Origin of the sequence: Denitratisoma sp. DHT3, assembly GCF_007833355.1 — a bacterium.
GTDB lineage: Bacteria > Pseudomonadota > Gammaproteobacteria > Burkholderiales > Rhodocyclaceae > Denitratisoma.
Genome location: NZ_CP020914.1, coordinates 1726124 through 1753089, shown reverse-complemented (window position 1 = coordinate 1753089; position 26966 = coordinate 1726124). Strand labels below are relative to the sequence as shown.

At 60.6% G+C, this 26966-nt stretch carries 21 protein-coding genes, 2 tRNA genes and 3 rRNA genes; all 26 read left to right on the top strand.

Annotation, left to right across the window (positions count from 1 at the left end; genetic code table 11):
* Window positions 1–21 precede the first annotated feature (21 nt).
* The 26 genes from B9N43_RS08065 (at window position 22) to hisS (ending at window position 26959) form a co-directional block, all read left to right on the top strand.
* The gene (locus B9N43_RS08065; protein ID WP_186454033.1) at window positions 22–1242 is read left to right on the top strand and encodes a CaiB/BaiF CoA transferase family protein; all 1221 of its coding nucleotides are present in this window, start codon (window positions 22–24) and stop codon (window positions 1240–1242) included.
* 78 nt (window positions 1243–1320) lie between these two features.
* Entirely contained in the window at window positions 1321–2241 is a 921-nt protein-coding gene (locus B9N43_RS08060; protein WP_145841760.1) for a TIGR03619 family F420-dependent LLM class oxidoreductase, read from the top strand.
* Window positions 2242–2346: 105 nt separating this feature from the next.
* Entirely contained in the window at window positions 2347–3177 is an 831-nt protein-coding gene (locus tag B9N43_RS08055; RefSeq protein WP_145841759.1) for an enoyl-CoA hydratase/isomerase family protein, read from the top strand.
* Between the two features lie 244 nt (window positions 3178–3421).
* A complete protein-coding gene (locus B9N43_RS08050; protein WP_186454032.1) occupies window positions 3422–5104 on the top strand; it encodes a cytochrome D1 domain-containing protein in 1683 nt (560 codons plus the stop codon).
* 156 nt (window positions 5105–5260) lie between these two features.
* On the top strand, window positions 5261–5854 hold the full coding sequence (locus B9N43_RS08045; protein WP_145841757.1) for a NapC/NirT family cytochrome c: 594 nt from the start codon (window positions 5261–5263) through the stop codon (window positions 5852–5854).
* A 91-nt stretch (window positions 5855–5945) separates the two neighbouring features.
* Window positions 5946–6812 (top strand): ethylbenzene dehydrogenase-related protein, encoded by an 867-nt coding sequence (locus tag B9N43_RS08040; RefSeq protein WP_145841756.1) that lies wholly within the window; start codon window positions 5946–5948, stop codon window positions 6810–6812.
* Window positions 6813–6958: 146 nt separating this feature from the next.
* On the top strand, window positions 6959–7279 hold the full coding sequence (locus B9N43_RS08035; RefSeq protein WP_186454031.1) for a c-type cytochrome: 321 nt from the start codon (window positions 6959–6961) through the stop codon (window positions 7277–7279).
* Window positions 7280–7281: 2 nt separating this feature from the next.
* A complete protein-coding gene (locus tag B9N43_RS08030) occupies window positions 7282–8454 on the top strand; it encodes a cytochrome D1 domain-containing protein (protein ID WP_222428839.1) in 1173 nt (390 codons plus the stop codon).
* Window position 8455: 1 nt separating this feature from the next.
* On the top strand, window positions 8456–9451 hold the full coding sequence (locus tag B9N43_RS08025; protein WP_145841753.1) for an Lrp/AsnC family transcriptional regulator: 996 nt from the start codon (window positions 8456–8458) through the stop codon (window positions 9449–9451).
* Window positions 9444–9914 (top strand): Lrp/AsnC family transcriptional regulator, encoded by a 471-nt coding sequence (locus tag B9N43_RS08020; protein ID WP_261379424.1) that lies wholly within the window; start codon window positions 9444–9446, stop codon window positions 9912–9914. Before B9N43_RS08025 ends, B9N43_RS08020 begins: the two co-directional genes overlap by 8 nt.
* Window positions 9911–10435 (top strand): Lrp/AsnC family transcriptional regulator, encoded by a 525-nt coding sequence (locus tag B9N43_RS08015; RefSeq protein ID WP_145841752.1) that lies wholly within the window; start codon window positions 9911–9913, stop codon window positions 10433–10435. Before B9N43_RS08020 ends, B9N43_RS08015 begins: the two co-directional genes overlap by 4 nt.
* 23 nt (window positions 10436–10458) lie before the next feature.
* Complete coding sequence (gene nirJ, locus B9N43_RS08010) at window positions 10459–11616, top strand: heme d1 biosynthesis radical SAM protein NirJ (protein WP_145841751.1); 1158 nt, start codon at window positions 10459–10461, stop codon at window positions 11614–11616.
* A gap of 7 nt (window positions 11617–11623) precedes the next feature.
* Entirely contained in the window at window positions 11624–13183 is a 1560-nt protein-coding gene (locus B9N43_RS08005) for a nitrite reductase (RefSeq protein WP_145841750.1), read from the top strand.
* Window positions 13184–13620: 437 nt separating this feature from the next.
* Window positions 13621–15160: ribosomal RNA gene (locus tag B9N43_RS08000) — 16S ribosomal RNA — on the top strand.
* A gap of 59 nt (window positions 15161–15219) precedes the next feature.
* Window positions 15220–15296, top strand: a tRNA-Ile gene (locus tag B9N43_RS07995).
* An 11-nt stretch (window positions 15297–15307) separates the two neighbouring features.
* Window positions 15308–15383: transfer RNA gene (locus B9N43_RS07990), tRNA-Ala, on the top strand.
* A gap of 276 nt (window positions 15384–15659) precedes the next feature.
* Window positions 15660–18548: ribosomal RNA gene (locus B9N43_RS07985) — 23S ribosomal RNA — on the top strand.
* A 133-nt stretch (window positions 18549–18681) separates the two neighbouring features.
* Window positions 18682–18794 (top strand): 5S ribosomal RNA (gene rrf / locus B9N43_RS07980).
* Together the 16S, 23S and 5S rRNA genes with 2 tRNA genes alongside form the textbook arrangement of a ribosomal RNA operon.
* 102 nt (window positions 18795–18896) lie before the next feature.
* Window positions 18897–19865 carry an acetyl-CoA carboxylase carboxyltransferase subunit alpha gene (locus B9N43_RS07975; RefSeq protein WP_145841749.1) on the top strand — a complete coding sequence of 323 codons (969 nt, stop codon included), beginning with the start codon at window positions 18897–18899 and terminating at the stop codon, window positions 19863–19865.
* A 16-nt stretch (window positions 19866–19881) separates the two neighbouring features.
* Complete coding sequence (gene tilS, locus B9N43_RS07970; RefSeq protein WP_186454030.1) at window positions 19882–21156, top strand: tRNA lysidine(34) synthetase TilS; 1275 nt, start codon at window positions 19882–19884, stop codon at window positions 21154–21156.
* Window positions 21157–21195: 39 nt separating this feature from the next.
* Complete coding sequence (ndk, locus tag B9N43_RS07965; RefSeq protein ID WP_145841747.1) at window positions 21196–21621, top strand: nucleoside-diphosphate kinase; 426 nt, start codon at window positions 21196–21198, stop codon at window positions 21619–21621.
* On the top strand, window positions 21621–22721 hold the full coding sequence (rlmN, locus tag B9N43_RS07960; protein WP_145841746.1) for a 23S rRNA (adenine(2503)-C(2))-methyltransferase RlmN: 1101 nt from the start codon (window positions 21621–21623) through the stop codon (window positions 22719–22721). Before ndk ends, rlmN begins: the two co-directional genes overlap by 1 nt.
* A 5-nt stretch (window positions 22722–22726) precedes the next feature.
* Window positions 22727–23512, top strand: a complete 786-nt coding sequence (gene pilW, locus B9N43_RS07955; RefSeq protein WP_261379441.1) for a type IV pilus biogenesis/stability protein PilW — start codon at window positions 22727–22729, stop codon at window positions 23510–23512.
* Window positions 23509–24411, top strand: a complete 903-nt coding sequence (locus tag B9N43_RS07950) for a RodZ domain-containing protein (RefSeq protein ID WP_145841744.1) — start codon at window positions 23509–23511, stop codon at window positions 24409–24411. Before pilW ends, B9N43_RS07950 begins: the two co-directional genes overlap by 4 nt.
* 5 nt (window positions 24412–24416) lie before the next feature.
* On the top strand, window positions 24417–25658 hold the full coding sequence (gene ispG, locus B9N43_RS07945) for a flavodoxin-dependent (E)-4-hydroxy-3-methylbut-2-enyl-diphosphate synthase (protein ID WP_145841743.1): 1242 nt from the start codon (window positions 24417–24419) through the stop codon (window positions 25656–25658).
* A gap of 20 nt (window positions 25659–25678) precedes the next feature.
* Window positions 25679–26959 carry a histidine--tRNA ligase gene (hisS, locus tag B9N43_RS07940; RefSeq protein ID WP_145841742.1) on the top strand — a complete coding sequence of 427 codons (1281 nt, stop codon included), beginning with the start codon at window positions 25679–25681 and terminating at the stop codon, window positions 26957–26959.
* Window positions 26960–26966: the final 7 nt, after the last annotated feature.

The following is a 26966-nucleotide window of genomic DNA, read 5'->3' as shown; positions in this document are numbered from 1 at the left end:
GTACGGACAAGGAGCATGCACATGGCTAAGAATCTGCCCCTCAAGGGTATCCGGGTGGTGAATTTCGGCTGGGTCTGGGCGGGCCCCGTGGTCGGCCAGACGCTGGCCTTCCTCGGCGCCGAGGTCTTCAAGATCGAATCCAAGGCGCGGGTGGACATGACCCGCAATCTGCCGCCCTTCGCCGAAGGCAAACCCGACCCCAACCGCAGCCTGTCCAACAACGCCTGCTGGGCCGGCAACGGCTCGGTTTCCCTGAACCTGAAGGAACCCGAGGCCCAGGCCCTGGCGATGGAACTGGTCGTCCAGTCCGACGTGGTGGTGGAGAACTTCGGTCCTGGCGTGATGGAGCGGCTGGGTTTCGGCTACGAGGATCTGCGCCGCGTGAAGGAGGACATCATCCTTTTCTCGATGCCCGGCGCCGGCCTTTATGGCCCGAAGAAGGATCTGCGCTCCTATGGTCTGAGCCTCACCTCGACCACCGGGCTGGACAGCCTGGTGGGCTACAAGGGCGGCGGCCCGATCCCGGTGGAGAACGCCTATTCCGACCCTTACGCCGGCATCTTCGGCGCCTTCGCCGTCCTCGCCGCCCTGAACCACCGGCGCAATACCGGACAGGGGCAGCACATCGACTTCTCCCAGCAGGAGGCGGTGATGCAGATGGTGGGGCCGGCCTACATGGACTACGTGCTCAACGGCCGCAACGGCGGCCCCAAGAGCAACGAGCACCCGGTCGGCGGCGCCGCGCCGCATGGCGTGTTTCCCTGCAAGGGCGACGACCGCTGGATCAGCATCGCCGTCGTCACCGACGCGGAATGGCAGGCGCTGATGCAGGCCCTGGGCCATCCCGAGTGGTTGAAGGTGAATGAGTTCGCCACCCTCGAGCACCGCCTGACCCACATCGACGCGCTGCATGCGCTGCTGGCCGAGTGGACCGTCAAGTACGACGACCGTGAACTGGCCGAGTTGCTGCAAAGCCACGGCGTGGCCGCGGCACCGGTGCTGAACATCGGCGATCTGCTGCAGGATCCCCATTACCGGGCGCGCAAAACCTACATCGAGGTGACTCATCCGCTGGGCTACAAGGAGACCATCTACGGCGCCTATGTGAAGACCAGCGAGACCGAGGTCGAGGTGCGCCCCGGTCCGGTGATCGGCCAGGACAACGAGCGGGTGTTCAAGGAAATCCTGGGGATGCCGGAGGCGCGCTACCAGGAGCTGGTGGAGCGGAAAATCATCTATTGAGAATGGCAGCCTGAGATAATGCAGCAACGGCCGGCTCCGCCGGCAAATCCATAAATATTCAAAACGCAGGAGACCAAAATGAAATTCGCATTGGCAGCATCCGGGATGGACAACTATCCGCCGGCAATGGCGCCTTGGGAACCGAAATCCGGCAGCGCCGAGATTTTGCGTTTTGCCCAGAAGGCCGACAGCCTGACCTGGGACTGGCTGACCATCCCCGAGCATGTGATGATGCCCAACGACATGGTGCAGCACATGGGCACCCGCTTCGTCGAGGGGATTTCGGCGGCGGCCGTGCTGATGGGTGCGACCCAGCGCATCCACATGATGACCTACATCCTGGCGCTGCCCTATCGCCATCCCCTGTTGCTGGCCAAGCAGATCGCTACCATGGAATTCATTGCCGGCGGCCGTTTCACCCTCGGCACCGCGGTGGGCCACCTGGAGAAGGAATTCGAGGCCCTCAACGTGCCCTTCGAGCAGCGCGGCAAGATCACCGACGAATACATCCAGGTGCTGAAGCAGGCCTGGACTTCGGATACGCCGTCCTTTGACGGCGAGTTCGTCAAGTTCAAGGATGTGGTGATCGAGCCCAAACCGGTGCAGAAGCCCCATCCCCCGATCTTCATCGGCGGCAATTCCAAGCCGGCGATGCGCCGTGCCGCGCAACTGGGCGACGGCTGGATTCCCTGGCTGGTGACGGCGGAGAACCTGCCCGACTGCATCGCCTACATGAAGAGCCTGCCCGAGTACCAGGAGAAGGCGGACCGCTTCGAGATCCTGGTGACCACCACGGCCTATGCCCAGGACGATCATCACGTCGCCTACGGCGAGACCAACATCTCTGCCGACCGCGACGGCGTGCTGCGTGAAATCGAGGGCCTGCAGAAGGCGGGCGCCACCTCGGTCCAGGTGCGCCCGCCCAAGGTGGAGACCTTCGAGCAGTGCCTGGAGTGGATCGAGTGGTACGACAAGGAGATCATTCCTCAATTCCGTTGACGAGGAAGGCGGCCGTACCCGGCGGCCGCTGTCGGAGACTGTGGCCGGCTCCGCGAAGTAGCGGGGCCGGTTGTTTCACCAGAGCGACAAAAGGAGAGAACGGCCATGGCCGAGGAATTCAAGTACATCCAGTTCCGCGTTGAAGACAACGTCGGCGTCATCACCCTGAACCGCCCCGACAAGCTGAACGCGATCAGCTGGGAACTGGCGGAGGAACTCTCCGGCCTGCTCCACAAGCTGCGCTTCCGCGACGAAGTGCGCACCATCCTGTTGCACGGCGCCGGCCGTTCCTTCTGCGCCGGCGGCGACGTGGACTTCATCTCCGGCGAGAGCGACCGGCCGATGCCCGGCACCTCGGATTCTTCCCGCCCGATTCCCCGTTCCCAGCGCAAGACGCCGGGCGGTCCGTTCTTCGAGGTGACCCGTCAGCTGGTGCTGGTGGACAAGCCCGTGATCGTCGCGATCCAGGGCCATGCGGTGGGTGCCGGCCTGGCCTATTCCATCGCTTGCGACCGTCGCTTCGGCGACACCACGACCAAGATGGCGGCCATTTTCACCAACATCGGCGTGGCCCCGGATTGCGGCGCTTCCTATTTCCTGCCCCGCATCGTCGGTTTCTCCAACGCCCTGATGATGGTCGAGACGGCCAAGGTGTTCAAGGCCGAGGAATGCAAGGCCCTGGGCCTGATCGACGAGCTGGTGCCCGAGGGCCAGGCCTATGCCGCCGCCTTCGAGTACGCCAGGATGCTGGCGCAGCGCGCCTCGGTGGCGGTGGATATGGCGCGGCGCATGATCCACATGTCCCAGGTCAGCACCCTGGAGGAAATTCTCGACTACGAGGGACTGGCCGGCGTGGCCGTGGCCTCCACCCTGGACGCCAAGGAAGGTACCATGTCCTTCCTGGAAAAACGCAAGCCGGTGTATCGCGGCGTCTGAACGGAGGCTGTCAGCCCCTGTTTTGCATTCCATTAGATTGCGCCGCCTGACGAGCAGGTGGCAAGTATGAGCGAGGATTTGCGTGTTAATTCCTGAGTGATTTCCTTGGGTTTGACCTTGATGAAAGTAATGTTGCTTCGAAAAGCATGATCATTATCAAGGTTTCTATCATGCGCTGCGGCATAAACTGTTCGCTGATGCAGGTTTCAGTTAGTTCTGTTCTCTCAACGCAAGGAGATCGATGATGTCGAAAAAGTTGTTCAAATACGCACTTCCCGCCCTACTGCCCCTGGCCATGGCCTCGGCATTCGCCCAGCAGACCGCCGAGGTGCCGGCCATGAGCGCGGACGAGAAGGCCCAGGCCAAGAAGATTTATTTCGAGCGTTGCGCAGGCTGCCATGGCGTGCTGCGCAAGGGGGCCACCGGCAAGAACCTGGAGCCCCACTGGACCAAGAAACTCAAGGACGGCACCACCCAGGAAGGTGGCACGCTCAGGCTGGGGCAGAACCGCCTTGAGAAGATCATCGGCTATGGCACCGAAGGCGGCATGGTGAACTTCGATGACATTCTGACCAAGGATGAAATCAGCCTGATGGCCAAGTACATCCAGAACACCCCGGATGTGCCGCCCGAGTACAGCTTCAAGGACACGATGGATTCCTGGAAGGTCATCGTGCCGGTCGACAAGCGTCCGACCAAGCAGATGAACAACTTCAATCTGAAGAACATGTTCTCTGTCACCCTCCGCGATACTGGCGAGGTGGCCCTGATCGATGGCGACACCAAGGATATCCGCAGCATCGTCAAGACCGGCTACGCCGTGCATATCTCGCGTCTGTCGAAGTCCGGTCGCTATGTTTATGTCATCGGCCGCGACGGCCGCCTGTCCCTGATCGACCTGTGGATGGAGAAGCCCGCCGTAGTCGCCGAGGTCAAGGTCGGCTTTGATGCCCGTTCCGTCGATACCTCCAAGTTCAAGGGCTACGACGACAAATACGCCATTGCGGGTTCCTACTGGCCGCCCCAGTACGTGATCATGGATGGCGACACCCTGAAGCCGCTCAAGGTCGTCAGCACGCGTGGCATGACGGTCGACGGCGAGTACCACCCCGAGCCGCGCGTGGCCTCGATCGTTTCTTCCGAGATCAAGCCGGAGTGGGTGGTCAACATCAAGGAAACCGGCCAGATCCTGCTGGTCGATTATTCCGACATCAAGAACCTGAAGACCACCACCATCGAATCCGCCAAGTTCCTGCATGACGGCGGTTGGGATGCGTCCAAGCGCTACTTCCTGGTCGCCGCCAACGCCTCCAACAAGATTGCCGCGGTGGATACCAAGACCGGCAAGCTGGCTGCCCTGATCGATACCGCCAAGATCCCCCATCCGGGGCGCGGCGCCAACTTCGTTCATCCGAAGTTCGGCCCGGTCTGGGCCACCGGCCATCTGGGTGCCGACGTGGTGACCCTGATCAGCACACCCTCGGACGACAAGAAGTTTGCCAAGTACAAGGAGTACAACTGGAAGGTCGTCCAGGAGATGAAGCACGTGCCGGGCAACCTTTTCGTCAAGACCCATCCCAAGTCCAGGCACTTCTGGGCTGATTCCCCGCAGAATCCGGAAAAGGAATTGGCGGAATCCGTGGCGGTCTGGGACATGGCGGACTTGTCCAAGCCGAAGAAGATCATCAACGTCGCCAAGGATTCCGGTCTGCCGGAAACCAAGGCCACCAAGCGTGCGGTCCATCCGGAATACAGCGCCGATGGCAAGGAAGTCTGGATCTCCTTGTGGGGTGGCAAGACCGACCAGTCCGCGATCGTGGTGTATGACGATGCGACGCTGAAGGTGAAGAAGGTGATCACCGATCCGAAGATGATCACTCCGACCGGCAAGTTCAACGTCTACAACACTCAGCACGACATTTATTGATCGACTGATGCACGGCGACCGGAAGGTGTGACCTTCCGGTCGTTTTAAAAGAATGAATGCGTTGCAGGGGAATGACGGCTGAGCAACACGGCCGTGATCGATAGGGATTCAAATGCAAAGGCTCTTGCAAGGAACTGATAGTCGAAGGGGACGTAGATGAGCAACAACTCCGAAGCACGCGGGCGTTTCTGGTCGGTACTGCGCAAGCCGTCCCGCTATTCACTGGGCGCCTTGCTGGCCATTGGCTTCACATTGGGCATCATTTTCTGGGGTGGCTTCAACACGGCGATGGAAGCCACCAACACACTCGATTTCTGTATTTCGTGCCATGAAATGCACGATACCGTCTATCAGGAATACAAGCAGACCATCCATTACTCGAATCGCACGGGGGTGCGGGCTACTTGTCCCGATTGTCACGTGCCCAAGGACTGGATGCACAAGATCGCCCGCAAGATTCAGGCCTCACAGGAAGTGTATGGCAAGATCATGGGAACGATCGACACCCCCGAGAAGTTCGAGGCCAAGCGCCTGACGCTGGCTGAACATGAGTGGAAGCGGATGAAGGCGTCCGATTCCCGGGAGTGCCGCAATTGCCATAGTTTCGATGGCATGAATGCCGACAGTCAGAAGCAGCGGGCGCGCAAGCAACATGAATTGGCGCAGCGCGACAAATCCACCTGTATCGACTGCCACAAGGGTATTGCGCATCACAAGCCCAAGGGCATGAAGGAAGAGGACGACGAATAAACACCTGGTTTCGGCACGATTCCCGGGTTTGTGGGCGAAGCACCAATGCGATTCGAATTTCATCGTTTTAAGTCAAGTTGAGGAGTATTTCATGCGGCAAATCATGATTGCATCCATCCTCTCGACGGGGATGCTCTTTGGTTCCGGTTCCGCCTTGGCGGCGGCGCCTGACTGGAGCAAGGTTCCGGCCAAGAAAATCACGTTGTTCTATCCCGGCGTGTCGCCGATGGAGTGGATTCTGAAGGGCACTGAGCACGGTGGCGCCAAGGCCTTCAAGAAGGGCGAAACCTGCGCCTCCTGCCACGACACTGAAACCGCCGACATGGGCAAGAAGATGGCCAGCGGCGAAAAGCTCGAGCCGAAACCGATCAAGGGCAAGGCGCCATCCATCCCGGTGGGCGTTCAGGCGGCCAACGACGGCACCAATCTTTACCTGCGCTTTACCTGGAAGCAGCCCCCGGGTGGTGGCCCCAAGATGGATGCCGCCAATCCGGTGAAACTGGCGTTCATGCTGGACGACAACAAGGTCGAGCGTTCCAGCCAGGCGGGCTGCTGGGAGACCTGTCACCAGGATATCCGCACCATGCCTGACGCCAAGGACGACAAGAAGACCAAGTACGTGGTCGGCGGCAACGCCAGCAGCAAGTTCTACGACCTGATCCAGTGGCGGAGCAAGGAAAAGGCTGTGGACGGCTACGTTGCCGACAAGCGGGTGATGGAAGGCGGCAAAGGGCTGGTGGAAGCCAAGGGTGAGAAGAAGGGTGACGAGTGGATCGTGACCTTCACCCGCAAGCTTGGCGGCGGAGGCGAGGGCGATGTGAATCTGGTGGCCGGCAAGGTCTACAGTTTCGGTTTCGCCATCCATGATGATTACGCCAATGGCCGTTTCCATCATGTTTCTCTGGGTTACACCCTGGGCATCGATGCCCAGGCGGACATCAACGCCACAAAACGTTGATGTTCGGCACCCATCGGACGGGTCGGCCGGATGCTGCGCCGCCGGTCCGATGGGAAGCGGGAGATGAGTCAAGTGCAGTATTCAGCGCAGTCGATGAGCGGGATCATCTCATGGCCTTCCTGAGGCGCCCCGATCGTCCGCGCCCGATGTCGACAATCTTGCTGTCCGCTTTCGGGGCGCTGTGCTTGACGGTTCCCGTCTTCGCCTGGGCGGTCGGTGGCGAGGAAGAACTGATCCGCCTGGTGCGGCAGGACTGCGGTTCATGCCATGGCATGACGCTCAAGGGAGGACTGGGTTCCCCATTGACTCCCACCGCGCTGCGGGACAAACCCGTGGACAGCCTGGCGGCCACCATCCTCCATGGCCGGCCGGGCACCGCCATGCCGGCCTGGAAATCCATTCTCAGCGAAAGCGACGCGCTGTGGATTGCACGTAAACTGGTGGAAGGTTTTCCGGAGGAAAGATAATGATGTCGTTGGTACGTCGCTGCGCCCCTTTCATCCTCTGCCTACTGACCGCCTGTGCCCAGAATCCTCTGCGGGGGACGGGCGATCTGGGATTGGTCATCGAGCGGGCCGATGGCCGTGTGGCCCTGGTGGACCAGACGCGGCGCGAGATATTGTCCAGGGTGGAGGGGTTGGGCGACCTGTCCCACGCCTCGACGGTGTTCTCCCCTGATGGCCGTTATGCCTATGTGTTTGGCCGCGATGGCGGCTTGTCCAAGGTGGATCTGCTGGCCGGCCGTCTGGCGCGTCGCGTGATCCAGGCCGGCAATAGCATCGGCGGCGCCATATCGCAGGATGGCCGGTTGGTGGTGGCGCAGAACTACGAGCCGGGCGGCATCAAGGCCTTCGATGCGGACACGTTGGAATTGCTGGCGGATGTGCCGGCGGTCTATGGCAGCGAGGGCAAACGCTCCAAAGTGGTTGGCCTGGCGGATCTGTCGGGCAACCGTTTCGGCTACGCGCTGTTCGAGGCGGGAGAAATCCGCATCACCGATTTTTCCGATCCCAGGAATCCACGCACCGAGCGTTACGCTGCTGGCCGCCAGCCTTACGACGGGCTGGTGACGCCGGACGGACGCTATTACATCGCCGGCCTGTTCGGCGAGGACGGGCTGGCGCTGCTCGACACCTGGCGTCCGGAGCAGGGCGTACGGCGCATTCTGGATGGTTACGGCAAGGGCGAGGCGCCGCTGCCGGTATTCAAGATGCCGCACTTGCGGGGCTGGGCGATCGCCGGGGGCTACGCCTACCTGCCGGCGATCGGCCGCCACGAGGTGCTTGTGGTGGATACCCGGGACTGGCGCGAGGTAGGACGGATTCCGCTCAAGGGGCAGCCGGTGTTCGTCATGGCCCGGCCGGACGGCCGCCAGATATGGGTGAATTTTGCATTCCCCGACAATGGTTATGTGCAGGTGATCGACACCCTGGAACGGCGGGTGGTGGATACTCTGCAACCGGGCAAGGCGGTCTTGCACATGGAGTTCATGCCCCGTGGCGGCGCGGTCTGGGTTTCGGCTCGGGACGACAATCGGGTGGTGATCTACGATACCGCGACCCGCAAGATATTGAAGACACTTCCCCTCCAAAGTCCGAGCGGCATTTTCTTCACCGCGCGGGCCGCCCGCACGGGGTTCTGATATGAACGCCTCCGCCGACCCGGCCTTTCGCCTGCTCAACGACTACCAGCGGAATTTCCCTCTGTTGCCGCGACCTTTCCGCGCCATCGGCGAGCAGGTGGGCCTGGCGGAGGCGGCGGTGATCGACAGCTATCGCGATTTCCTGGCCCGCGGCGTGGTGAGCCGCATCGGCGCCGTACTGCCGCCGCAGCGGGTGGGCGTATCCACTCTGGCGGCCCTGGCCGTGCCGGCCGACGCTCTGGAACGGGTGGCGGCGCTGGTTACAGCGCGCGCTCAGGTCAATCACAACTACCAGCGCGAACATCGCTTCAATCTCTGGTTCGTCCTCGCCGCACGCGATGAGGCGGCCCTGGAGGCTCAGTTGCGGGCGATCGCCGAGGAGAGCGGCTGTCCCTTGATTTCGCTGCCGCTGCGGGAATCTTTCCACATCGATCTGGGGTTCGACCTCGCGGGCGGCTGCAAGCATGTCCAGCCTGATGCGGCTGTTCCGGGCGAGCGCGCTTGCGCCTTGCCTGAGCTTGAGCGCGGCCTGTTGGCGGCATTGGAGCCCGGTCTGCCGGTGGAGCCTCGGCCCTTCAAGGTGCTGGGCGAGCGCGCCGGACTCAGCGAGGCATTCACCCTGGAGTTGTTGGAGCGGTGGCTCGACGAGGGACTGGTCAAGCGTCTGGGCGTGGTGGTACGGCACCATGAGCTGGGGTACATCGCCAACGCGATGTGTGTCTGGGATGTGCCGGATGCCGTCGTCTCGGAGTTGGGCCGCAGGCTGGCCGGCGCGCCCGGCATCACGCTGTGCTACCGACGCCAGCGCGCGCTGCCCGACTGGCCCTACAACCTGTTCTGCATGATCCACGGCAAGGCGCGCGAGGAGGTGCTCGCGCTGCGCGACGACCTGGCACGGCGCCATGAGCTGGATCAATATCCCCATGCGGTCTTGTTCTCGACGCGGCGTTTCAAGCAGCAAGGTGCCCGCTACCTCACGGGAGAATGTTGTGCTTGAGCGGCCCCAGCCGGCTGTTCTGGATGAGGGCGATCGGGCGTTGATCAATGCCTTGCAAGGTGAGTTCCCCATCAGCGAGCGTCCCTATGCCGAAGCCGCGGCCGCGCTGGGCATGAGCGAGGACGAGGTCTTGGCTCGTTTGCAGCACCTGCGGGCATCGGGGGTGCTGACCCGCTTCGGCCCCATGTTCCAGATCGAGCGCATGGGCGGGGCTTTCTGTCTGGCGGCGCTGGCGGTGCCGGAGGATGACTTCGAGCGCATCGCCGAACGGGTCAATGCGTTGCCCCAGGTGGCCCACAACTACCGGCGCGAGCATGTGCTCAACATGTGGTTCGTCCTCGCCACCGAAACACGGGAAGGGATCGGCCAGGCCATCGCGGCCATTGAGATCGCGACCGGTTTGGCTGTGCACGCCTTTCCCAAGGAGCGGGAGTATTTCGTCGAAATGAGGCTCCGGGCATGAATCGTCCCGCGGATACTCCGTCGCTCGACGCCGCGATCGACGACATCGAGCGTCGCCTGGTGCTGGCGACCCAGTCTGGCCTGCCGCTGGTGGCGCGTCCCTACCATCTGCTGGCGGAGCAACTGGGGGTCAGCGCCGAGGAAGTCATGGCGCGGCTGCAGGCGATGTTGGCGCGCGGCGCCATCCGGCGCATCGGCGCCGTACCCAACCACTATGCCTTGGGCTACACCGCCAATGGCATGAGTGTCTGGAACATCGTCGATGAGCAAGCCGACGCCGTGGGCGAGCGCCTGGGCGCCCTGGCGGCCATTACCCATTGCTATCGCCGTCCGCGGCGTTTGCCGCATTGGTCCTACAATATTTTCGCCATGGTCCATGGCAAGAGCCGGGAGGCGGTGCTGGCACAGGTGTCGGAGATTGCCGCCCTGATCGCCGCAGAGTTTCCCGACGCCTGTGTGGGGCGGGATGTTTTATTCTCCAGCCGCATCCTCAAGAAGACCGGCCTGCGCCTGGTCGCCTGAGTTCGGCCAACGCGGAGTCGCCCATGTTTCGGATCGCCCAGTTCATCAGCGAGATCTTTGAGTCCACCCCGGTGCTGCCGCGCCGCCCGGCACCGGGCCCGGTAGTGATCTGGAACCTGGTGCGCCGCTGCAATCTCACCTGCAAGCACTGCTACTCGATTTCCGCCGACAAGGATTTTCCCGGCGAGTTGAGCACCGACGAGGTGTTCGCTGTAATGGACGATCTGCGGGCTTTTCGCGTGCCGGCCCTGATTCTCTCCGGCGGAGAACCGCTGCTGCGACCGGACATTTTCGACATCTCGCGGCGGGCCAAGTCGCTGGGCTTCCACGTCAGCCTGTCCTCGAACGGCACGCTGATCGATGCCGCCAACATCGACGCCATTGCGGCTGTCGGCTACGACTATGTGGGGGTCAGTCTGGATGGCCTGGGGGCGACCCATGATCGCTTCCGCCGCAAGGAGGGGGCCTTCGATGCCTCCTTGGCCGGCATCCGCCTTTGTCTGGCGCGCGGCCTCAAGGTCGGACTGCGCTACACCATGACCGAGGACAACGCCCATGACCTGCCGGGGTTGCTGGCCTTGATGGATGAGGAAGGCATCGACAAGTTCTATTTTTCCCACCTCAACTACGCCGGCCGGGGCAACAAGAACCGCAAGGATGACGCGCGTCATCGAACCACCCGCGAGGCGATGGACCTGCTGTTCGAGACTGCCCTGGAGTGCCATCAGCGAGGCCTGCGGCGGGAATTCAATACGGGCAACAACGATGCCGACGGCGTGTATTTCCTGCACTGGGTGGAGCGGCGCTTTCCTCATCGCGCTGAACACATCCGCGCCAAGCTGGCGCAGTGGGGGGGCAATGCCTCCGGGGTGAATGTCGCCAATATCGACAATCTGGGAAATGTGCATCCGGACACCATGTGGTGGCACCACAACCTGGGCAATGTGAAGACGCGGCCCTTTTCGGCGATCTGGCAGGACATCTCCGATCCCGTGATGGCTGGCCTCAAGCGCCACCCGCGTCCGGTCGGCGGCCGCTGCGCCGATTGCGGATATCTGGATATCTGCAACGGCAACACCCGGGTGCGTGCGCTGAAACTCACCAATGACCCCTGGTCGGAAGATCCGGGTTGCTATCTGGACGACGTCGAAATCGGCCTGGTCGCTTCCGCAACTGCCTGACATCATCATGCTGCGCAAAACTCTCATGTTCGTGGCGGCCCTCGTCGCCAACCTGGCTCTGGCCGAGGAGCCCGCACATCTCTATCAACAGCATTGCGCCAGTTGCCATGGCGCCGACCGACTGGGCGGCATGGGGCCGGCCCTGCTGCCGGAAAGCCTGGAGCGCTTGAAAAAACCGGAGGCGCTGCGGGTCGTTCGCGAGGGACGCGCCGCTACTCAGATGCAGCCCTTTGCCGATCGCATCGGTAGCGCGGAGATCGGCGCCCTGGTGGATTGGCTCTACACGCCCGGTCTCATCAAGCCGAGTTGGAGCGAACAGGACATTCGCGCTTCCCGCATCGTCCAGCATGCGCCGGGTAGCCTGCCCGACCGTCCCGCCACCATTTTCAAGGGCGTGGACATGATGAACCTGTTCATCGTGGTGGAAGGCGGCGACCATCATGTTTCGGTGGTGGATGGGGACCGGCTGGAAGTGCTGCATCGTTTTCCCAGCCGCTATGCGCTGCATGGCGGCCCCAAATTCACCTCCGACGGGCGCTATGTGTTCTTTGCCTCCCGCGACGGTTGGATCAGCAAGTTCGACTTGTGGAATCTTCAGGTGGTGGCGGAGATTCGCGCTGGCATCAATACCCGCAATGTCGCGGTTTCCGACGATGGCCGCTATGTCGCCGTCGCCAACTATCTGCCCAACACGCTGGTACTGTTGGATGGCGATCTCAATCTGTTGCGCATCCACGAGGTCAAGGACAAGGAGGGCAAGCGGTCCTCCCGCGTCTCCGCCGTCTACGATGCCGCTCCCCGCAAGAGTTTCGTCGCAGCCTTGAAGGATGTGCCCGAGGTCTGGGAACTCAGCTACGACCCCAAGGCCGAGGACATCCCCGTCGGCGTCATCCACGACTTTCAGTACAAGGAGGGCGCCTTCATTCAGGGTTTCCTCAATCCGCGCCGTACTTTCCTTTCAGAGATCCTCGACGACTTTTTCTTCACCCAGGATTACAGTGAATTGATGGGAGCCAGTCGCGAGGCGGGGCGGGGCCAAGTGGTCAATCTGGACGTGCGCCAAAAAGTCGGCGACCTTAGCCTTCCCGGCATGCCGCATCTGGGCTCGGGCATCACCTGGCAGTTCCAGGGCCATGCCGTGATGGCCACGCCCAACCTGAAGGAAGGAGTCATCAGCGTCATCGACATGAAGGATTGGCGTGTCCTGAAGCAGATTCCCACACCCGGTCCCGGTTTTTTCATGCGTGGCCACGAGAGCTCGCGTTATGTCTGGACCGATTCGATGATGAGCAAGGCCAAGGACACCATGACCGTCATCGATCGGGAAACCCTGGAGAAGGTCGCCGAGGTGCGCACCGACCCAGGCAAGACCTTGGCGCATACGGAGTTCACCCGGGACGGTCGGTACGTCCTGACCAGCCTGTGGGAGCGCAAGGCCGATGGCGGCGCCATCATCGTCTTTGACGCCAAGAGCTTCAAGGAAGTGAAGCGCCTACCTATGGACAAGCCCGTGGGCAAATACAACGTCTGGAACAAGGTCACCCGTTCGGCGGGAACTTCCCACTGAGCCTTGCGTCGAACTCCGCGTGTCCGGTGCGGATTTCCGTCGATTCGAAATTTTTTGTGAAGGGAGTTGACGGGGAGGAGGTGGTCCGTATAATGCGCACCTCTTCGACGCGCAACGCAGCGAGAAGGCGGCAAAAAGTTGGTTAATTTGCAGAGCTGGAGCGGCGTTGCGGGGTAGGCGAAGTTTGCTGAAGTTTGAGCGTGTTCTTTAAAAAGTTGGACAATCGATAGGTGTAGGTGCTTGCGAGGCTGAGGAGTCTTGGCGGGTGGATATCCGAGATCGAAGGGTATTCATGCGGTGCAGAGGGAGACCGAGGTACTGCGGCGGAAGCCACGCTGGATTTCAAGCGAATGAAAAAAGTAGCAAGCACTTACACGAAGAAGAAAGGTTTAACGAAAGTTGAGCCTGTGAATTTCGTTGAGTGAGTTAAAGAGATTGAACTGAAGAGTTTGATCCTGGCTCAGATTGAACGCTGGCGGAATGCTTTACACATGCAAGTCGAACGGCAGCACGGGTGCTTGCACCTGGTGGCGAGTGGCGAACGGGTGAGTAATACATCGGAACGTGCCCAGTAGAGGGGGATAACCGTCCGAAAGGATGGCTAATACCGCATACGCCCTGAGGGGGAAAGCGGGGGACCGCAAGGCCTCGCGTTATTGGAGCGGCCGATGTCGGATTAGCTAGTTGGTGGGGTAAAGGCCTACCAAGGCGACGATCCGTAGCTGGTCTGAGAGGATGATCAGCCACACTGGGACTGAGACACGGCCCAGACTCCTACGGGAGGCAGCAGTGGGGAATTTTGGACAATGGGGGCAACCCTGATCCAGCCATTCCGCGTGAGTGAAGAAGGCCTTCGGGTTGTAAAGCTCTTTCGGCAGGAACGAAAAGGTGGTCACTAATACTGGCTACTGATGACGGTACCTGAAGAAGAAGCACCGGCTAACTACGTGCCAGCAGCCGCGGTAATACGTAGGGTGCGAGCGTTAATCGGAATTACTGGGCGTAAAGCGTGCGCAGGCGGTTTTGTAAGACAGCTGTGAAATCCCCGGGCTTAACCTGGGAACTGCGGTTGTGACTGCAAGACTGGAGTGTGGCAGAGGGGGGTGGAATTCCACGTGTAGCAGTGAAATGCGTAGAGATGTGGAGGAACACCGATGGCGAAGGCAGCCCCCTGGGTTAACACTGACGCTCATGCACGAAAGCGTGGGGAGCAAACAGGATTAGATACCCTGGTAGTCCACGCCCTAAACGATGCCAACTAGGTGTTGGGGAAGGAGACTTCCTTAGTACCGTAGCTAACGCGTGAAGTTGGCCGCCTGGGGAGTACGGTCGCAAGATTAAAACTCAAAGGAATTGACGGGGACCCGCACAAGCGGTGGATGATGTGGATTAATTCGATGCAACGCGAAAAACCTTACCTACCCTTGACATGCCAGGAACTTTCCAGAGATGGATTGGTGCCCGAAAGGGAGCCTGGACACAGGTGCTGCATGGCTGTCGTCAGCTCGTGTCGTGAGATGTTGGGTTAAGTCCCGCAACGAGCGCAACCCTTGTCATTAGTTGCCATCATTTAGTTGGGCACTCTAATGAGACTGCCGGTGACAAACCGGAGGAAGGTGGGGATGACGTCAAGTCCTCATGGCCCTTATGGGTAGGGCTTCACACGTCATACAATGGTCGGTACAGAGGGTTGCCAAGCCGCGAGGTGGAGCCAATCCCAGAAAGCCGATCGTAGTCCGGATTGGAGTCTGCAACTCGACTCCATGAAGTCGGAATCGCTAGTAATCGCGGATCAGCATGTCGCGGTGAATACGTTCCCGGGTCTTGTACACACCGCCCGTCACACCATGGGAGTGGGTTTCACCAGAAGTAGGTAGTCTAACCGCAAGGAGGGCGCTTACCACGGTGGGGTTCATGACTGGGGTGAAGTCGTAACAAGGTAGCCGTATCGGAAGGTGCGGCTGGATCACCTCCTTTCTAGAGCAAAGGCTTGGCGAGCACCTACAGCCTATCGGTTGTTCAGCGGTACAGACAGTGGGTCTGTAGCTCAGCTGGTTAGAGCACCGTCTTGATAAGGCGGGGGTCGTTGGTTCGAACCCAACCAGACCCACCACCGGAAATAGAGGGGGCATAGCTCAGCTGGGAGAGCACCTGCTTTGCAAGCAGGGGGTCGTCGGTTCGATCCCGTCTGCCTCCACCATGAATTGAAGGGCTATCTGAGCGCGGCATGTGGGTCGTGGCGTGTTGAGATAGCGACTCAAAGAGTGGCGGGCCGATAGTAGAAGTGAATCGGTTGTCTGATCTTTAACAAAATGGAGAAGTAAAGTCATACGAAGATCCAGGAATGGATCGGCGTATGGGTTGTGTGATTGCATTCTCTCCATACCTGGCTTTGAACCAGCCCGGGTGTGGAAAAAACAAGCGCGAGTTGCGCCATATGATGAGGGGTCCGGGGAACCGGAGCTCAGCGTTATAGGGTCAAGCGACTAAGTGCATGTGGTGGATGCCTTGGCGATCACAGGCGATGAAGGACGTTGTAGTCTGCGAAAAGCTTCGGGGAGCTGACAAACAAGCATTGATCCGGAGATGTCCGAATGGGGAAACCCACCGCGCAAGCGGTATCCCTGACTGAATACATAGGTCAGTGGAGGCGAACCGAGCGAACTGAAACATCTAAGTAGCTCGAGGAAAAGAAATCAACCGAGATTCCCCAAGTAGTGGCGAGCGAACGGGGAGTAGCCTGTACGATTTAGCAGTTGCGTTAGTAGAACAGTCTGGAAAGGCTGGCCAGAGCGGGTGATAGCCCCGTATATGAAAACCCGATTGTGGAACTGAGCGTACGAAAAGTAGGGCGGGACACGTGAAATCCTGTCTGAAGATGGGGGGACCATCCTCCAAGGCTAAATACTCGTGATCGACCGATAGTGAACTAGTACCGTGAGGGAAAGGCGAAAAGAACCCCGGGAGGGGAGTGAAATAGATCCTGAAACCGCATGCATACAAACAGTGGGAGCCTCGAAAGGGGTGACTGCGTACCTTTTGTATAATGGGTCAGCGACTTACGTTCAGTAGCGAGCTTAACCGAATAGGGGAGGCGTAGGGAAACCGAGTCTGAATAGGGCGATTGAGTTGCTGGGCGTAGACCCGAAACCAGATGATCTATCCATGGCCAGGATGAAGGTGCCGTAACAGGTACTGGAGGTCCGAACCCACTAGTGTTGAAAAACTAGGGGATGAGCTGTGGATAGGGGTGAAAGGCTAAACAAATCTGGAAATAGCTGGTTCTCCCCGAAAACTATTTAGGTAGTGCCTCGTGTGGACACTTCCGGGGGTAGAGCACTGTAATCGTTGGGGGGGTCATTGCGATCTACCCCGCGATAGCAAACTCCGAATACCGGAAAGTGATGCACGGGAGACAGACGGTGGGTGCTAACGTCCATCGTCAAGAGGGAAACAACCCAGACCGCCAGCTAAGGTCCCCAATGATTGGCTAAGTGGAAAACGAGGTGGGAAGGCATAGACAGTCAGGAGGTTGGCTTAGAAGCAGCCACCCTTTAAAGAAAGCGTAATAGCTCACTGATCGAGTCGTCCTGCGCGGAAGATGTAACGGGGCTCAAGCCAATAACCGAAGCTGCGGATGCGTACTTTGTACGCGTGGTAGGGGAGCGTTCTGTAGGCCTGCGAAGGTGTCTCGAGAGGGATGCTGGAGGTATCAGAAGTGCGAATGCTGACATGAGTAGCGATAAAGCGTGTGAAAAGCACGCTCGCCGAAAGCCCAAGGTTTCCTGCGCAACGTTCATCGGCGCAGGGTGAGTCGGCCCCTAAGGCGAGGCCGAAAGGCGTAGTCGATGGGAAACGGGTCAATATTCCCGTACCGATCACAGATGCGATGGGGGGACGGAGAAGGTTAGCTCAGCCGGGTGTTGGATGTCCTGGTTTAAGCGTGTAGGCGTGCTGCATAGGCAAATCCGTGCGGCTTAGCCAAGGCGTGATGACGAGGTCTCATTGAGACCGAAGTGAGTGATACCCTGCTTCCAGGAAAAGCCTCTAAGCTTCAGTCTGTGATTGACCGTACCGCAAACCGACACAGGTGGGCAGGATGAAAATTCTAAGGCGCTTGAGAGAACTCAGGAGAAGGAACTCGGCAAATTGATACCGTAACTTCGGGAGAAGGTATGCCCCGGTAGCGTGTAGTGGCTTGCCCACGAAGCGCGATGGGGCCGCAGAGAATCGGTGGCTGCAACTGTTTAATAAAAACACAGCACTCTGCCAAGTCGAAAGACGACGTATAGGGTGTGACGCCTGCCCGGTGCCGGAAGGTTAAGTGATGGGGTGCAAGCTCTTGATCGAAGCCCCGGTAAACGGCGGCCGTAACTATAACGGTCCTAAGGTAGCGAAATTCCTTGTCGGGTAAGTTCCGACCTGCACGAATGGCGTAATGATGGCCACACTGTCTCCTCCTGAGACTCAGCGAAGTTGAAGTGTTTGTGAAGATGCAATCTCCCCGCGGCTAGACGGAAAGACCCCATGAACCTTTACTGTAGCTTTGCATTGGACTTTGACGGGACTTGTGTAGGATAGGTGGGAGGCTGTGAGACGTGGTCGCCAGATCACGAGGAGCCACCCTTGAAATACCACCCTGGTGTCGTTGAGGTTCTAACCTTGAACCGTGAATCCGGTTCGGGGACCGTGCATGGTAGGCAGTTTGACTGGGGCGGTCTCCTCCTAAAGGGTAACGGAGGAGTACGAAGGTCTTCTAGGTACGGTCGGACATCGTACTGATAGTGCAATGGCAAAAGAAGGCTTGACTGCGAGTCCAACAAGACGAGCAGGTGCGAAAGCAGGTCATAGTGATCCGGTGGTTCTGTATGGAAGGGCCATCGCTCAACGGATAAAAGGTACTCTGGGGATAACAGGCTGATTCCGCCCAAGAGTTCATATCGACGGCGGAGTTTGGCACCTCGATGTCGGCTCATCACATCCTGGGGCTGTAGCCGGTCCCAAGGGTATGGCTGTTCGCCATTTAAAGTGGTACGTGAGCTGGGTTTAAAACGTCGTGAGACAGTTTGGTCCCTATCTGCCGTGGGCGCTGGAAGTTTGAGAGAGCCTGCTCCTAGTACGAGAGGACCGGAGTGGACGGATCTCTGGTGTACCGGTTGTGACGCCAGTCGCATCGCCGGGTAGCTAAATCCGGAAGAGATAACCGCTGAAAGCATCTAAGCGGGAAACTCGTCTCAAGATAAGACTTCCCGGGGCCTCGAGCCCCCTGAAGGGTCGTTGAAGACCACAACGTTGATAGGCTGGGTGTGGAAGCGCAGTAATGCGTTAAGCTAACCAGTACTAATTGCCCGTGCGGCTTGACCCTATAACCCTGAGCTCATCTCTCATCGGCTGCGCTCGCCCTTGTCACAAGCAATCACCAACCCCCACCCTTTACTTCTCCTCCTCTGTGCCCGTTAAGCAAACCACCCCCGCTTAACCCCGCACAGCCAGTTTCGTCTGGTGCCCATAGCGTCTTGGAACCACCCCTTCCCTTCCCGAACAGGACCGTGAAACAGGACCGCGCCAATGATAGTGGGCCTCCGCCCGCGAAAGTAGGTCAGCGCCAGACTCCTCACCCCCCAAAAACCCCAGCCTAAAAAATAGACTGGGGTTTTTGTTTTTCAGGCATCTGAACATCGAATCGCCATGGGTGAAGGTAAAATGCGCCCCTATGAAAACGACTTTTCTTGAATTCGAGCAGCCGATTGCTGAACTTGAAGCGAAGATTGAACAACTGCGCTTCGTTCAGGACGATTCCGCCGTTGATATTTCCGAGGAAATCAGTCGCCTCGAGGCAAAGAGCCAATCCTTGACGCGGGATATCTATACCAAGCTCACGCCATGGCAGATCGCCCAAGTGGCCCGCCATCCGCAGCGTCCCTACACGCTGGATTACATCGAGCATATCTTCACCAATTTCGAAGAGCTTCATGGTGATCGCAGCTTTGCCGACGACTCTGCGATTGTCGGCGGCCTGGCCCGATTCAACGGTCAACCCTGCATGGTGATCGGTCACCAGAAGGGGCGCGATACCAAGGAGAAGATTTCCAGAAATTTCGGCATGCCGCGTCCGGAGGGGTATCGTAAGGCGCTGCGCCTGATGAAACTTGCCGAGCGCTTTGAGTTGCCGATTTTCACTTTCGTCGATACGCCGGGTGCGTATCCAGGGATCGATGCGGAAGAGCGTGGCCAGTCGGAGGCGATCGGGCACAACCTTTATGCGATGGCCGAGCTTCGTGTGCCCCTGATCACGACGGTCATCGGCGAAGGTGGCTCCGGTGGTGCGCTGGCGATTGCAATGGGCGATGTCGTGCTGATGCTCCAATATTCCACCTATGCCGTCATTTCTCCCGAGGGTTGCGCGTCGATTCTCTGGAAAAGCTCCGAAATGGCACCCGTGGCGGCGGAAACCATGGGTATCACCGCGACTCGGCTGAAATCCCTGGGGTTGGTGGATCGGATTGTGAATGAGCCTTGCGGTGGCGCCCATCGGGATCACGTCGCCATGGCCGGCGCCCTGAAGAAGATCCTGCAGGACTCGCTCAAGCAGTTATCCGGGATGCAAGCCACGGAGCTCGTCGCACGTCGTTTCGAACGGCTGATGAGCTATGGCAAGTTCAAGGAACAAGCACTCCATTGATGCCCTTCCCCAGGTGGTGAGCCAATGCCTGGCTCGTCACCTGAATCCCGGCCAACATTTGGTCGTGGCGCTGTCGGGCGGATTGGATTCCGTCGTTCTGACCCATCTGCTCGACATGTCGCGTCGGACGCCGCATGCGTTGCGTCTGTCCGCGGTGTATATCAATCATGGCCTCAGTCCCGATGCGGATGCTTGGCGTCGTCATTGCGAACAATGTTGCGCCGACTGGGATATTCCGTTTCAGTCCATTCCGGTGCAGGTGGTGCGAGATGGCGGCGATGGCCTGGAGGGGGCAGCACGACGAGCCCGCTATGAGGCGCTAAGCCGGATCGCCGCCGACTGGGTGGCTCTGGCGCATCATCGTGACGATCAGGCTGAAACCCTGCTGCTCAATCTGTTGCGAGGCACTGGTCCGGTTGGCGCGGGGGCGATGGTCGAGTGTACGGGGAAGTTTTTGCGGCCTCTGCTTTCGGTGCCGCGCGAGCAACTGCGGCAGTATGCCGAGCACCATGGCTTGCGCTGGGTGGAGGACGGCAGCAATCGAGACAATGCGCTGCGCCGGAATTACCTGCGCAACGAGATTCTTCCACGGCTCGATCGCCATTTCTCCGCCGCATCGGAGAACCTGGCTCGGGCCGCCACAAGATTTCGCGTCTCGGCGACGCTGTTGGCGGAGTTGGCAGAGCAGGACCTCGGTGATGAAAAACGTCTGCCAGTTGCTACCTTGCGCCGATTGAGTTCCGATCGGGCCGCGAACCTGTTGTTCTGGTATCTGCGCTGGCATGGGGTCCGGGTGCGCAAAAGCGAAGAGTTGTCGCAGTTTCTGCGACAACTCTCAGTTGCCGCACCGGATGCCGAACCTTGCATGATGATCGGAGATGTTCAGGTCAGACGCTATCGGGACGCTGTCTGGGTGGTTCCTCCGCTGTCGGCGGCAGACAGTGTCCTGCTGTGGCAAGGCGAAGGTCGACTGCCCTGGATGGGAGGGGAAATTTCCATCCGCCAAGGCGCCGGCGGCCTGGTCAGCGGGGAACTCATCGGTCGTGGTCAGGTCAGTTTCCGATTGCGTCGCGGGGGAGAGCGGTTTCAGCCGTGGGCGGGGCGGCCGAGCCGCCCGCTCAAGGACTGGCTCCGGGAACGGGGAATCCCTCCCTGGATCAGGAGCCGCCTGCCGCTGATGTACTGCGATGAAGAACTGATCTGGGTGCCCGGCGTCGGGGTGGCTGCCAAGTATCGCAATATCGCTGGCGACAGTGGGATTGAATTAGAGTTCAGCGGGCTAACTTGGTAGAATGCTCTGTTTTAAAACGGAAAGCCGAAGGAGAAGCAGATGGCGATCGAACGCACCCTGTCCATTATCAAACCCGATGCCGTGGCCAAGAATGTCATCGGTAAAATCTACAGCCGTTTCGAAATGGCTGGCCTGAAGATCGCTGCCGCCAAGCTGGTTCAGCTGTCCCGTGCCGAGGCCGAAGGTTTCTATGCCGTCCACCGCGAGCGCCCCTTCTTCAAGGATCTGGTGGACTTCATGATTTCCGGTCCGGTCATGGTGCAAGTGCTGGAAGGCGAGAACGCAATCGCCAAGAACCGCGAACTGATGGGCGCGACCGACCCGAAGAAGGCCGATCCGGGCACGATCCGCGCGGATTTCGCCGAATCCATCGATGCCAACGCCGTCCATGGTTCCGACGCTCCCGAAACCGCTGCGGTGGAAATTGCATACTTCTTCCCCGCCCTGAACGTCTATAGCCGTTAATGCCCGTCAATCTGCTCGATCTCGATGCCGCAGGTCTGACGGCGTTTTTCGCTCATCTGGGCGAGAGACCGTTCCGCGCGACGCAGGTGTTGCGCTGGATGCATCGGTTCGGGCAGGATGACTTCGATTGCATGACCGACATCGCCAAGAGTTTGCGCGACAAGCTCGAGGCGGTGGCGGTCATTCAGCCGCCATCCGTGGTATCGGACAAGCTGTCCGACGACGGTACGCGCAAGTTCCTGCTGGATGTCGGAAATCATAATGCCGTCGAGACGGTGTTCATTCCCGAAGTCTCGCGCGGCACGCTCTGCGTTTCCTCCCAGGCCGGCTGCGCGCTGGACTGCGCTTTTTGTTCCACCGGCAAGCAAGGCTTCAACCGCAATCTGACGGTGGCTGAAATCATCGGCCAGCTTTGGCGGGCCAACCACGCGCTTGGGCGCGACCCGAAGGGGGAACGGATCATCAGCAATGTGGTGATGATGGGGATGGGCGAGCCGCTGGCCAATTTTGACAATGTGGTCACCGCATTGCGCCTGATGCTCGACGATAACGCCTATGGCTTGTCGCGCCGGCGCGTCACCGTGTCCACGTCGGGTATCGTGCCGGGCATCGACCGGTTGCGGGAGGAGTGCCCGGTGGCCCTGGCGGTTTCGCTGCATGCTCCGAACGATCGCTTGCGCGACGAGTTGGTGCCGATCAATCGCAAATACCCCCTGGCCGAGTTGATGGCCGCCTGCCGGCGCTACCTGGTCTCGGCACCTCGCGACTTCATTACCTTCGAATATGTGATGCTCGATGGAGTGAATGACCGCGAAAGCGATGCCCGTCAGTTGATCGAGCTGACCCGCGACGTGCCGTGCAAGTTCAACCTGATTCCATTCAATCCCTTTCCCAAATCGCCATATCGGCGCAGCCCCATTGATCGGGTGCGCCGCTTTGGCGACGTACTGTTGCAGCAAGGGATCGTCACCACGATCCGCAAGACCCGCGGCGATGACATCGACGCCGCCTGCGGGCAACTGGCCGGCCAGGTGAAGGACAAGTCCCGGCGTACTGCCCGTAATCCGGCGGTGATTCCCCTGATGGAGGTGGCTTCGTGAGAACGATGCTGTGGCTGTGCCTGCTTCCCTTGCTGGTGTCGTGCGCGGCGACTGGCGGCGACCCGATCGCCTCGGTTTCCCGCAGCCAGCCGGTCGCGGCGCAGTCCTCCGGCACTGGCAGTCCGCTGGCGCGGGCGAAGAGCCACACCGAACTCGGTGCCGCCTACTATGAAACGCGTCAGTTCGCCACGGCGTTGGATGAAGCTCGGGTCGCCATCGCGGCCGATGCCTCCTATGCGCCCGCACACAATTTGCTGGCTCTCGTCTATGTCGAATTGAAGGAAAACCGCGCCGCCGGAGAGGCTTTCGAGAAAGCGTTGCGGTTGGCTCCCGGAGATCCGGAAATCGGCAACAACTACGGCTGGTTCCTGTGTCAAATCGGCGAGCAGCGGAAAGGCATGCAATATCTGCAAATGGCGGCAGGCAATCCCTTGTATGGCGCTCCCGCCGTGGCCCTGGCCAATGCGGCGGTCTGCGCCCAGAGCCTGCAGGATTTCGATGGGGCGAGCGAGCTCCTGGCGCGTGCGCTGCGCTACGATCCGAACAACCCGCGCGCCTTGTTTTTGCTGGCCGATCTGAATTACCAGCGCGGGCGCTACGGCGAAGCCCAACTGCGCATCGCGGATTTTCATCGACGCATCGAGCCTACGGCCGAATCCGCCTGGTTGGCCTTGCGCATCGCCCGCAGCTTGGGGAATCGCGCCGATGAAGCCCGTTTCGGCGCGCTGTTGCGGCAGCGGTTTGTCGACAGCAGCGAATCTCAGAAATTGACCCGGGGACAATACGAATGAGCGAGCATGGCCTCGATCCCATGTCCGAACTCAGCGCAGTTCCGCCGACGGCGCAGGAGCCGCCGGGTGCCCAGTTGCGCCAAGCCCGCGAGGCCGCGGGCTTGGCGCTCGGCGATGTGGCGCAGATACTCAAATTCAGTTCGCGCCAGATCGATGCCCTGGAGCGGGATGATTATCAGGTTCTGCCGGGGGCGACTTTCGTGCGCGGCTTTGTGCGCGCCTACGCCAAGCTGCTGAAGCTGGATGCGGCGGCCTTGCTGTCCCTGCTTGACGATGCGGCGCCGGCGACCGAGGCGGAGATCATCCCGCCGAGCAATATGGGCGAGGCCGATTCGCCTCCGTTCATCGAACGCAATCAGCGCTGGTTGATTTCCGCCCTGTTGCTGGTGATGGTGGCGGTGGTCGCCGGCTATCTCTATACCCGGATGGATATCCCTGGTGGCGGGAAGAATGCATCGGTGGCCGCCGCGTCGACGCCGCTTGCGCTTTCTGACCCGCCGATGGCGCCGGAGCCGCCTGCGGCCACGGCGACAAGCGGGGCCGAGGGGCAGCCGGCTCCGACAAATGCTACGCCTGCAATTCAGGCGCCTGCGGTTCCGGCATCCATCGCTCCTGTGCCGACCAATTCGATGCCCGCCGGAGCGGCCACACCTGCGACCGATGCGCATACCCTGGTGTTCGATTTCGACGGCGTATCCTGGCTGGAAGTGAAGGATGCTTCCCAGCGCGTCGTCCTCACCGGTGAATTCCCCAAGGGCACGCGCCAGGTGGTGAACGGACGCCCGCCGTACCAGCTCTGGATCGGCAAGGCTTCCGGCGTTCGCGTGACCTATGGCGAACGGAAAGTGGATTTGCAGCCCTACACCCGCGACGCCGTCGCACGGCTGACTCTGGACTGACCTTCATGGATGCTCTCTTGCCGGACGGGCCGTTGCCCCGCCGCATTACCCGTGCCGTTCGCGTCGGCTCCGTGTTGATGGGCGGTGGCGCGCCGGTGGTCGTGCAGTCGATGACCAACACCGATACCGTGGACGACTTCGCCACGGCGATGCAGGTGGCCCAATTGGCGCGGGCCGGTTCCGAGGTGGTGCGGATCACCGTCAACACCCGCGAAGCGGCGATGGCGGTGCCGAAGATCCGCGAGCGTCTGATCGCCATGGGGCAGGACGTGCCCCTGGTAGGCGATTTCCATTTCAACGGCCACAAACTGCTCGCCGAAGTGCCGGCATGTGCCGAGGCGCTGGCCAAGTTGCGCATCAATCCCGGCAACGTCGGCAAGGGCGTGCGTCGCGACGAACAGTTCGCGCAGCTGATCGAAATCGCTTGCCGCTACGACAAGCCGATCCGCATCGGCGTCAACTGGGGCAGCCTGGATCAGGACCTGCTGGCCCGGGTCATGGACGAGAACGCCCGCCGTGCCGCGCCCTGGGATGCGGTGCGGATCATGCGCGAGGCGATGGTCGCCTCCGCCATCGAGTCGGCGGAGAAAGCGGTCGAACTGGGGTTGTCCGCCGATCACATCGTGCTGTCCTGCAAGGTTTCCGGCGTGCAGGATCTGATCGCCGTCTATCGCGAATTGGCCCGTCGCTGCGATTACGCCCTGCACCTGGGATTGACCGAGGCCGGCATGGGCAGCAAGGGCATCGTCGCTTCCACCGCGGCGATCGGCGTGTTGCTGCAAGAAGGCATCGGCGACACCATCCGTGTCTCCCTGACGCCCGAACCCGGCGGCGATCGCACCCGCGAGGTGATCGTGGCCCAGGAGATTCTCCAGACCATGGGGCTGCGCGCCTTCACGCCCCTGGTGGCGGCCTGTCCTGGTTGCGGTCGCACCACCAGCACCTATTTCCAGGAACTGGCGCAGGACATTCAGGACTACGTGCGCGAGCGGATGCCGCAATGGCGTATGGAGAGGCTCGGTGTCGAGAACATGAACCTGGCGGTGATGGGCTGCGTGGTCAATGGGCCCGGGGAAAGCAAGCACGCCAACATCGGCATTTCCCTGCCCGGCACCGGCGAGGAACCCGTGGCGCCGGTCTATGTGGACGGCGAACGGGTCACGACCTTGCGCGGCGACAACATCGCCGCCGAGTTCCGCCAGATCATCGACGACTACGTGGCGCGCAAATATCCGGCGCGCCTCTGAAACGCACCTTCCCACATTCCATGAGCCAAACTCTGCAAGCCATCCGCGGGATGAACGACATCCTGCCCGACGAAGCCGAACTCTGGGAACAGTTCGAGGAACTGGTCCGCGACTGGCTGCGCGCCTATGGATACCGGCCGATCCGCATGCCCCTGGTGGAAGCGACGCCCCTGTTCTGCCGCGCGATCGGCGAGGTGACCGACATCGTCGAAAAGGAAATGTATTCCTTCGAGGACAGCCTGAACGGCGAGAAGCTGACGTTGCGACCCGAGGGCACCGCCTCCTGCGTGCGCGCCGTGCTCCAGCACAACATGCTCTACGAGGGACCCAAGCGACTTTGGTACATGGGCCCCATGTTCCGTCACGAGCGGCCGCAGAAGGGCCGCTACCGCCAGTTCCACCAGGTGGGCGTGGAAGCCCTGGGTTTCACCGGCCCCGACGTGGATGCGGAGCAGATCCTGATGGGCGCGCGGTTGTGGAACGATCTCGGCCTGGAGGGCATCCGTCTCGAACTCAATACGCTGGGCCAGGCCGACGAACGGGCGCGTCACCGCGCCGACCTGATCGAATACCTGAGCCGCCACGAGGCGCGGCTCGACGGCGATGCCCGGCGCCGCCTGCACACCAACCCGTTGCGCATCCTCGACACCAAGAATCCGGAAATGCAGGATCTGGTGGAAGGCGCGCCCAAGTTGATCGACTACCTGGGCGAGGAGTCGCTCAAGCATTTCGAGGGCGTGCAGGCCATCCTCAAGGATGCCGGCATTCCTTACAAACTCAATCCGCGCCTGGTACGGGGCCTGGACTACTACAATCTGACGGTGTTCGAATGGATCACCGACCAGCTCGGTGCGCAAGGCACCGTCTGCGCCGGCGGCCGCTACGACGGCCTGGTGCAGCAATTGGGCGGCAAGCCCGCACCGGCCTGCGGTTTCGCGATGGGTGTGGAGCGGCTGCTGTCGCTTTGGCTGGACCAGGGGCACGAGCCGGTCAGACCGGCGCCCGATGTCTATCTGGTGCATCAGGGCGAGGCGGCCGGCCGCCATGCATTCCTGGTGGCCGAGCAGTTGCGCGATGCCGGTTTCGACGTGCACTTCCATTGCGGGGGTGGCAGTTTCAAGTCGCAGATGAAACGGGCCGACGGCTCCGGCGCGCAATTGGCGGCCATCATCGGCGATGAGGAGGCGGTGGCCGGGGAAGTTACTTTGAAGCCCTTGCGGGCGCAGGCCGATCAGCGGCGCGTGGCCCTGGCCGAGGTGGCCGCGGCGGCGGGCGAGTGGATTTACGGTAGCGAGGAATAGGAGAACG